The following is an 8660-nucleotide window of genomic DNA, read 5'->3' as shown; positions in this document are numbered from 1 at the left end:
GGGCCACGGCGGCGTCAGCCACGATCTGAGGATCGCGTGCGCGCCCATCGATCGCACGCGGGTCGCGACCACATCGGCGCGCGCCCCCCTCACGACGTCTCGTCGAGCGGCTGCACCTCGCCTCAGTCGCTGTCGAGCACGTACTGCTTGCTGTCGATCAGGGCGTGCGCCCTGGTGACCGACGCAGGATTGACCGTGTGCCTGGCCATCAACTGATCGTGGCATACCCGTTTCGTCCCGCCACGCGTCGGGTATCCGACGGTCACGCATTGGCGGCGATCTCGCGCCAACGAAGGAGCGCAGATGAAATACGAGTTGAGTCCCGACGCCGAGAAAGCTCTCGACGAACAACTGGAAAAGTCGGACACCGATACGAATGACAGTGGCACCGATCCGTTGGAACAGACCCTCGACGTCCCCAAGGGCGGATCCGAGGACGACGCCACCGACGCCGTGAAGAAGCAATACAAAGCGAAGTCGGGGCTCGATCTCGACGACGACGTGGCTCGCGAAATTGCGCGAGTACCACGCGATTCCGAGGACGACGCGAAATCCGGCGGCGACGACAAAACCAACATCGCCAAGAGCGAGGCTAAGAGTGCGTCCGACAAGGACGACACCGAAAGCTGAGGGCGTACGAGTTCGGAGAAGGGAAGTCTCCAGTCAAGGCAAGGCAGTCGCCGTGTGGCCCGGTTCGCATGCCCTCCTCCTCCGCCGCCGGCACCTCGTGCCTGGAGCTGTCCAACGACAAACCGGTGATAGGTACTCGCAGTCCTAGCGTCCCCGTTCGATCCTCGGGTCGCACCCCGCGCGGGCAGTATCCCCAGATCCGCCGCCCGCCCGAGTCGGGCCGGTCCAGCGCGCACCCTCCCCACCGATGTGCGATCAGTTGGTGGATCGCAACAATCGCCAACCACGGTGTGCGGCAACGAAACCGGAGACCGCACCGAATCTGCACGCATTCCAGCGATCGAGCCACAGCGACAGCGCTCGACGGGGCAGAAGGTTGCTCGCCTAGCGGTTTTGGTCGAGACGCCAACTCAACGTGGGCATCGAGGCGGCCTACGAGGACGCTGCCGCAGCAATGGCGTGCAACATGATGGACCGGAGCGCGCTTGAAATGCGTCGAGGCGTTCATCGAGAAGCGCACACCCAATTGGATTGCGGCGACACCCTGGACGGTTGCGCCGTGCTCCATCGCCGCATTTCGGGCGTTACGATTAACCACGTCGACACCACGGTCGACCCCGCACCGTCCGCGCGCACGACGGCGTGAGGGTGCAGCGATCCAGCATCTCGCGCAGTGGCGGCAAGTTACTTCCATTCGGTCACGCCTTCGCGCCGCCTTCCCTGACGATTGACTCTGCTGGAAATTCGCGAGACGCTTCGAAAATTGGCTAAGCCGATCGCGGAGGTTGACGATGACCCCGATGGACGAGCGACCCAACTTCTACCCCGTGCGCGAGGAGCGCCAAGTCCGAGCCACCGCCGGCGCCGGTGTTGCGACCGCCCTCGTCCCAATGTTTGTGCCCGGGCGCGGTGGCCAACAGTCGGTTGCGGCGCGACGCCTTCAGGAATCCCTTGACCGGAGGCGTTCGTGAAGTCCACGGCATCGCGGGTAGCGCGTTACCTAGCTGCGCACACCGTCATATGAGTTCGGCGAAGACAATCGCGGGAGTGCGTCGAACGACTACCGGCAGGTTATCGATCCAATACGCGAGTCGCCTCGCGTGCGCGTATCTACTTTCCGCAACCGCGGCCACCGCTATCGCGATACCGCTCGGTGGTGATGCACTCGGCGGAGCGCACGCTTACTTCACGCTCACCAATGTGATCGCCGCGGTCGTGCTGGTCGCTCTGGGATCCTTCGCGGTCGCGGTGGGCGGTGTCCTGATCATCACGCCGGTACTGCGCTGGTTGGTTGCTGAGCGCGAACCCTACCCAAATGAACAACAGGCAGCGGCGAAACTGATCAGTCGTCAATCGACGATCCTGGTGGCGACGTGGGTCGTGAGCGGCGGAATTTCTATCCTGCTCGATCTCGACGGGGGGATCGGCGTCGCGGTGCCAACCCTCCTGGGTGTGGTATTCGGCGGATCTGCGGCTGCGTGCATAGGGCTCCTGCTCACTCATCGCACCTTGCGCCCGATCCTTGCAGCCGTCATGGGCTATGAGGCCGGTGTCACGGCGCCGGGAATACTAACGCGCCTGATCAGCATGTGGTTGTTGTGCGGCGTGCTGCCATGCGGTGTCACCGCGGCGCTCATACTCATGCGGTCGAACGGCTGGATCATTCCTGTCACCGCCTCGGTCGATGTCCCGGTGCTGGTCATGTCGCTTGCGGCCGTGCTGATCGGACTACCGACGATGATCCTGACATCGCAATCGATATCGGATCCCATCAGTGAAGTCGTCGACGCGATGGCAGAGGTCGAACAAGGACACATCGATACCGTTGTCGGCGTATCCGAGCGCTCCGAAATCGGGCGCCTGCAAAGTGGATTCAACCGTATGGTCGCTGGACTCGCCGAACGCGACCGTGTGCGAGACCTGTTCGGTCGTCACGTCGGGCCAGACGTCGCACGTCGCGCCATCGAAGGGGGCACCTCGCTGTCAGGAGATGTCCGTGAGGCCGCGGTTCTATTCGTCGATCTCGTGGGCTCGACACAGTTGACGGCGAGCCGGCCGCCGCAACAGGTCGCCGAACTGCTCAACGACTTCTTCCAGATCGTCGTGAACGCCGTCGACGAGCGGGAAGGACTCATTAACAAATTCCAGGGCGACGCCGCGCTGGCCGTCTTCGGCGCGCCCTTGCGGACAAACGGCGCATCATCGTCAGCATTGGCAACCGCGCGCGAGTTGGGCGCTCAGCTCCACCACCTGCCCATCGACTACGGCATCGGAGTTTCGGCAGGGCATGTGTTCGCCGGAAACATCGGTGCCGAAAACCGCTACGAGTACACCGTGATCGGTGACCCGGTCAACGCGGCCGCGCGGCTGGCCGATCTCGCCAAAACCTGCGATCGGCGGATCCTGTGTTCAGCCGAGGTCCTCGACCGCGCTGATTCGCCGGAGCGGCGACATTGGACCGCGTTCGGCAGCACGGTTCTGCGCGGCCGCTCAGAAACCACGAATATCTTCACACCCACGGACATCGACCCTGGGCACGAAACGCGCTCAGGGCGTTTGCAGCCTCCGACGTAGATGTGGTGTCAGGACCGGGTGATCGGCGCCCGTGATTGTGACAAACGTTGCCGATGGGTCACGCCGACAATTCCCCCGCCCTGACGCAGGGCCCACCACGCAGCTCACTTCGACTTGGGGCCCTTCTCCTCGGCCTCCTGTTCTTCGGCCACCGCTTCGCCCGCGTCCTCGGTGTCCCGGCGCCGCTGTCGCAGAACGAACGCGGCGACAGCCAGTAGCAGGACCAGGACGCCCAGCACACCGATCTCCACGATCGCCCGGGAGAACTCGGGACCCTTCTCCAGCAGCTTCGCCGCCTCCACGGAGAGCACAACGATCTCCTTGATTCCGGCCAGGATGCCGACGATCAGGAACGGTTCGGCGGCGATCTCGCGCGAGCGTAGGCAGACCCGAACGGCGTACAGCAGTTCGACAAAGATAAAGACCAGCAGCAGGCTATCGAGCAGCTGCAGCATGACCGTACTGGCCGGCAAGTTCCGCAGCCGGAGGAACGTGTTGACTTGGGAAACGAGCAGGACGCCCGACCCGCAAACGAGGAGCGCTGCGATGCTCCAGTACACCGCGTCCTCGGCGTATCCCAGAGCCCGGTCGGCGAAGCGCTGCCGGTTCTCCTCGTCCTCGTCGTCCTCTCGCCTCGTCAACGCCACCTCCCGGGCTGGAGCGGCAGACCTGCCGCCGAGCACGGTAGTCACGATATCCCGGCCGGGGCCCGCCGGTCGCTGAACAGCGGACCGACGTGCGCTGGACAGCCCGCACTCGTATCGACCGTGCATCTCGCCGGCGGAAGGTCACCACCGCACCGACGCCCCGTATCGAGGGATAACGCCTATCGAGAACCCTCCGCGACGCGTCCACGCCACGGTCGACGCGTATCAGGTCACCCATACATATCGCGAGCAAGAACCGGACCCGCGGATCACACTCAACGTCAACCTATTTCACTCGGCCGAGAACGACTGAGGTTCGATACGCGATGTCCATCGCGACACCCGACCACCCATGCCCCGCCGACCATTCTCGCCACCGACGCACACGACGACCGCGATCGATGACGGCCGATAAACGACCGAAATGCCGAAGGGTCGGGTGGGCACTCGGTGTCACGCCACCCTGGCGGATGTGCATCAGGTGCAGCGCACCGATCCTAGTTCGAGCGGCCCGCTGAACGGGAGCCGGCGACGCCGATGCCGCGCAACGCTCATACGCCGCGCTGCGCTTCGCGGGCGGATCGCTGGTCACCGACACCGCCACCCTCGTCGACCTCTTCAGCGCTACCTGACCGGCCACGAGCGCGCCGGTGTCGGCAACCCGCTCGGGCCACGCAACACCGCGACCCCGACCAGAGGGTGAGGTCGCTGTTTGGGCGAGCGGCGTCCGAGGTATCCGGTGTGTTCCGACATCGGCCATCGCAGGCCGATCGCGAAAAGGAGCAGATGCTGTGAGCGCTACGGACAAGGCTAAGAACAAGGCCCAAGATCTTGGCGGCAAGGCCAAAGAAGCGGTCGGCAAGGTCACCGGCGACAAGAGCACTCAGAACGAGGGCAAGAACGACCAGACGAAGTCCAATCTCAAAGATGCCGGCGAGAAGGTCAAGGACGCCTTTAAGAAGTAGCGAACCCGCAACCCGGCTCCCGAATCGTTCGGCTTTCTTGCCGCTTCCTTAGTTCGAACCGTCGAGCTTGTCGTATCAGGTGACATGCCCGCACTCTGGGCGTGCGCGCATGTCACCTGAGTGAAATATTCCGGATCCCGGTTGCGGGCCTTCACGTCCTCGAAGTCGTCCCATAAGTGGGTGCCGCACTGTGCGCGGCCCGCGTTCCATTGGCTCGGCAAGCTCGCGAGACGCGAGGCCGCCGACCCGAGATAACCGTGCCGCGCAAGACTGGGGATCACCCGGGGACCACGCCCCGCGCCACCAAAACGCGTTGAGGCAAACAAATTCCTGGGGCGCAGTCGGATCCACGACGGCACGGCGCCAAAATCCAGGCGGACAGACGGTCTTCGGCCCGCCGCACCTAGATTTGGTCAAGTGCGCCTCGAGACGGTGGCTCGAACTACCTCGAAGGGCCCTTGCTGTGGGAGCACGGTTGAACGACGAGCCATCGATCCCGTTCCTTGGGTGTTTCCGATTCTCGCCTGCGCAGTCGGCCCGCAATCTCGTTTGTGGACCCATTGTGGACCAGCAGTAGCGTTGCCTCACAACGCCTTTCACACGCCACATTCCTTACCAGTTCTGCGCAAGAAGATCGAATTCGTCTCCCCCACAGCGGCTTCGGGCCCAATCGAGCGGTCCCAGCGCACATAACCAGGCGGTGGATAGTCAAGTGTGCTGCCAAAGCCTCTGACCTGGGGAAACGCTGCAGCCCATCGAATCGGTCTCAGGCACCTTGAACTTGGAAACCCCGCCGCGCTAGCGTGAAAACGTCCATTTACCAGCACAAATACATACTCTGTCGGGCTGACAGGATTTGAATCTGTCTGAAGCCGGGAAACGATCACCTCAGCTTTCCCCGGTGTTCCAATGTTTTACCCACCTACACAAAGTCATTCGTGGAACCGTCGAAGGCAAATAGTGGTAACGGGTAGAGTCGAAGGGAAACGCGCTATCGCACGTTAGCGCACGCAGCCCAGAAAGACCCGTTATGCCTCCTCGTAAACGCCAGCGCCGAGCCTTCGGCGCCGTACGTCAATTACCTTCGCGCCGTTGGCAAGCCAGCTACATCGGACCCGACAAGGTGCGCTATCCGGCATCGATCACCTTCACCGACGAACTCGATGCCGATGCTTGGCTCGCCGAGCAGCGCCGAGCCATACGAACCGGGCGTTGGGTCTCCCCCGAGGAGCAACCCTTCACGGTCGCGACCATGCCGACGCTCTCGACCTACGCGGACACGTGGATCACGGAACGCCCGATCAAGGAATCGACCCGAAGCCACTACCGCGCACTGCTCCGCAACCACATCGATCCGGTGCTCGGACGCAGGCGCGTCGACCTCCTCGACGCCGCCGCTGTGCGTTCCTGGTACTCGAAGTTGGATACCGGCACGCCGACCGCCAGAGCGCACGCCTACAGCCTTCTGCATGCCATCCTGCGCACCGCTACCGAGGATGGCTTGCTCGAGGCGAACCCGGCGAAGATCAAGAAGGCGATGCGGACCGAACGTAAGCGCGATGTTGTGTTGCTCGGACCGGCCGAGATCGCGAAGTTGGCCGATGCCATGCCGCAGCAATACCGGCTCGCTGTCCTTCTCGCGTCCTGGGGTGGCCTGCGTTGGGGTGAGGTCTCCGAACTTCGCCGCAGGGACATCGACGGCACGTTGATCCGTGTCCGGCGCGCGGTCCGCTACCAGCATTCCAAGTTCACCGTGAGCAGTACGAAGTCCTTCGCCGGTAGGCGTGATGTGCACTTGCCGAGCTTCTTGTCCGCCGAGATGGAACGCCACCTACGCGAGCACACTGGACCCGATGACGATGCCCTGCTGTTCACCGACGAAGGCGGGCAGCTACCGCACCATCGGTTCGATCCGATCTTCGCCAAGGCGAAAAGGTCGATCGGCAAGCCGGACTTACGTTTTCACGACTTGCGCCATTCCGGTGCGACCCTCGCCGCCCAAAGTGGTTACACCGTCAAGGAATTGATGGAACGGCTCGGACATTCCTCGCCGGTCATGGCGATGAAGTATCAGCATGCCGCCGAGGAACGCGGTAAGGAACTCGCCGAGCGGCTGGGCGCACTCGCCAAGAAACCTCGAAAGTCCCGCACCACCAAGTAGTTCGAATTATCAAGGGTCGCACTGGATGTCGTTACTCCGGTGCGGCCCTTTCCTTGTCCGGCGTCATGTGCCGGAAAATGGGTATAGACAGACTCTTTCGGTGCGCGTAATGTTCTCGATCAATCAAGGCGGGCAACGAGCCTACGAACACAAACACGTTGCAACACAAGATGATCGAAGGGAACGGCAGAGGTTCCCGGGCGGCCGTGGCGACACGGGTATTGATGCCGGTAGGCGGGAGCGCCACCGACCATGAGGCCGCATTGCTGGTGACAATCCGGCCCGATGCTGCCGAAACTGTCTCCGCAATCCAATCCTGCGCATGAAAGAGCGAAAGGCGTTGCCATGTCCAAAAACACTCTGCCCGAGAATGATCGGATGCTGACCGTTGCCCAACTCGCCGACATGTGGCAAATCAGTATCAAGTCCGCGCGAACCATGCTCGACCGTGGCGAGATACCGGCGGTACGACTGCCCGGTTCCCCTTTGATTCGTGTCCGCCTGCGCGATGCTCAAGCCGCATTGGAAGCGCGAGAAACCGGCTCTCGGTATGTGCCCGCCAAGGTTGTTCGCTCGCGGCGTTGAACGCGCTTTTCGGTCGTTGGGCGGAAAGGTGTTCCACAGTGGAACACCTGGAGCACAGCCGATGCGGAGTTGCGAAGAGGAGGTGATACCGGAAAGACAGCCCAATACCTTGCAACGCAATCACTTTGGAGAGGAACAAAGGATCATGGAACGCATTCACCCGACCGCGACAGGCGAAAAGCTCGACCTCGGAAAGACCAGGACCGAACTCGAGGAAATCATGGTCGCCGGTAAGGCTCACAAGCAGGGGTACGACTTGTATCGCTTCTCGGAATTCGAGCAGAAGGAATTCGGATTCCAACGTTACATGCTGCGGCACAAAGCTTCTCGCGGTGAAAACATGCTCTACCCGTGGGGTGCCAGTGGCTGGATGTATTCGAATGTCGAGGTTGACGACACCCTCGCGGAGGTCGAGAACCGGATCGACGAGTACAACCGGGTAATCAGAGTGCGGCAATCGGAACTCTTGACCTGAGCTCTATCGAAAAGTGGAACACCTGCGGATAGCATTGGTACGCAAGCATTTTCACTTTCGAAAGGAACACAGCGATGCTGCACACCGATGATTTCCGCCCGGCCACCATCGAATTGGTCTGCCGCTACAACGATTACCGGGAACTACGCTGCCACGGGTACCTACCGAAGCCGAAAGGCAACGGATTCGTTTGGGTGCCAGCCATTCTCATCGACGGCGAAATGCGTTACGCCACCGACCGTATCGGATACCTCGATTGTGTCGGCGAACGGGAACAGGCAAGTGAAGCTCTCGCCGCGCGGGCCGCAGCCGCGCGGCGGGACCAGATACGCCCTGCCAGTTGACAAATTGAAACCCCCGGCCGCGAAGAGTGAGGCCGGGGGTTTCAATCACCTTGGAAAGGAAGGTCGAATCTCATGGGGGATTCGATTACCGAGCATACCCGTCTGCTCGCCACCGAGAAAGCCTTTCACGATCACCTCGACGCGCTCGGTTGTGCGCTCATGCCGTTGTGGCCCGGTGTGAACGGCAAAGAATTCCGCCGACCGAACGGATGGCAGACGCTGCGCCCCGAGGACAACGCCAAACGCCGCGCGGTGGGGACTCCACCGCTCGGTTGGGCG

Annotated in this window: 11 protein-coding genes; 9 read left to right on the top strand and 2 right to left on the bottom strand. The window is 62.3% G+C overall.

What is annotated here, in order from left to right; all coding sequences use genetic code 11:
* Positions 1–122 precede the first annotated feature (122 nt).
* Positions 123–266: a hypothetical protein gene (locus A8G08_RS27240; RefSeq protein WP_157108646.1), complete on the bottom strand. Its 144-nt coding sequence runs from the start codon at positions 264–266 to the stop codon at positions 123–125.
* A gap of 37 nt (positions 267–303) precedes the next feature.
* Here A8G08_RS27240 and A8G08_RS18465 point away from each other — a divergent pair, with 37 nt between their 5' ends.
* The 3 genes from A8G08_RS18465 to A8G08_RS18450 all read left to right on the top strand — a co-directional run bounded on the left by A8G08_RS18465 (position 304) and on the right by A8G08_RS18450 (position 3204).
* Complete coding sequence (locus tag A8G08_RS18465) at positions 304–630, top strand: hypothetical protein (protein WP_068277372.1); 327 nt, start codon at positions 304–306, stop codon at positions 628–630.
* Between the two features lie 415 nt (positions 631–1045).
* Positions 1046–1276, top strand: a complete 231-nt coding sequence (locus A8G08_RS27805; protein ID WP_068277369.1) for a hypothetical protein — start codon at positions 1046–1048, stop codon at positions 1274–1276.
* A gap of 374 nt (positions 1277–1650) precedes the next feature.
* Positions 1651–3204 carry an adenylate/guanylate cyclase domain-containing protein gene (locus tag A8G08_RS18450; RefSeq protein ID WP_068277364.1) on the top strand — a complete coding sequence of 518 codons (1554 nt, stop codon included), beginning with the start codon at positions 1651–1653 and terminating at the stop codon, positions 3202–3204.
* A gap of 104 nt (positions 3205–3308) precedes the next feature.
* Here the strand turns inward: A8G08_RS18450 and A8G08_RS18445 are convergent, their stop codons facing one another.
* Complete coding sequence (locus A8G08_RS18445; RefSeq protein WP_245672889.1) at positions 3309–3896, bottom strand: phosphate-starvation-inducible PsiE family protein; 588 nt, start codon at positions 3894–3896, stop codon at positions 3309–3311.
* 746 nt (positions 3897–4642) lie between these two features.
* Between A8G08_RS18445 and A8G08_RS18440 the strand changes: the two genes are divergently transcribed.
* The 6 genes from A8G08_RS18440 to A8G08_RS18415 form a co-directional block, all read left to right on the top strand.
* On the top strand, positions 4643–4816 hold the full coding sequence (locus A8G08_RS18440; RefSeq protein ID WP_068277361.1) for a CsbD family protein: 174 nt from the start codon (positions 4643–4645) through the stop codon (positions 4814–4816).
* Positions 4817–5846: 1030 nt separating this feature from the next.
* Complete coding sequence (locus tag A8G08_RS18435) at positions 5847–6977, top strand: site-specific integrase (RefSeq protein WP_068277356.1); 1131 nt, start codon at positions 5847–5849, stop codon at positions 6975–6977.
* A 285-nt stretch (positions 6978–7262) separates the two neighbouring features.
* Positions 7263–7562: a helix-turn-helix domain-containing protein gene (locus A8G08_RS18430; protein ID WP_157108644.1), complete on the top strand. Its 300-nt coding sequence runs from the start codon at positions 7263–7265 to the stop codon at positions 7560–7562.
* A gap of 145 nt (positions 7563–7707) precedes the next feature.
* Entirely contained in the window at positions 7708–8037 is a 330-nt protein-coding gene (locus A8G08_RS18425; protein WP_068277354.1) for a hypothetical protein, read from the top strand.
* Between the two features lie 74 nt (positions 8038–8111).
* Complete coding sequence (locus A8G08_RS18420) at positions 8112–8381, top strand: hypothetical protein (protein WP_068277351.1); 270 nt, start codon at positions 8112–8114, stop codon at positions 8379–8381.
* Between the two features lie 72 nt (positions 8382–8453).
* Positions 8454–8660: hypothetical protein (locus A8G08_RS18415; protein ID WP_157108643.1), on the top strand; the 207-nt coding region annotated here is incomplete at its 3' end.

The organism is Aldersonia kunmingensis (genome assembly GCF_001646865.1).
GTDB classification, from domain to species: domain Bacteria; phylum Actinomycetota; class Actinomycetes; order Mycobacteriales; family Mycobacteriaceae; genus Aldersonia; species Aldersonia kunmingensis.
Note: the sequence above shows the minus strand (reverse complement) of the source record. Positions and strands in the feature narration are given on the sequence as shown.

Coding starts and splice junctions, on each gene's coding strand:
- A8G08_RS18465 (WP_068277372.1), top strand. CDS start 304: ATGAAATACGAGTTGAGTCCCGACGCCGAGAAAGCTCTCGACGAACAA.
- A8G08_RS18450 (WP_068277364.1), top strand. CDS start 1,651: ATGAGTTCGGCGAAGACAATCGCGGGAGTGCGTCGAACGACTACCGGC.
- A8G08_RS18435 (WP_068277356.1), top strand. CDS start 5,847: ATGCCTCCTCGTAAACGCCAGCGCCGAGCCTTCGGCGCCGTACGTCAA.
- A8G08_RS18430 (WP_157108644.1), top strand. CDS start 7,263: ATGCTGCCGAAACTGTCTCCGCAATCCAATCCTGCGCATGAAAGAGCG.
- A8G08_RS18425 (WP_068277354.1), top strand. CDS start 7,708: ATGGAACGCATTCACCCGACCGCGACAGGCGAAAAGCTCGACCTCGGA.
- A8G08_RS18420 (WP_068277351.1), top strand. CDS start 8,112: ATGCTGCACACCGATGATTTCCGCCCGGCCACCATCGAATTGGTCTGC.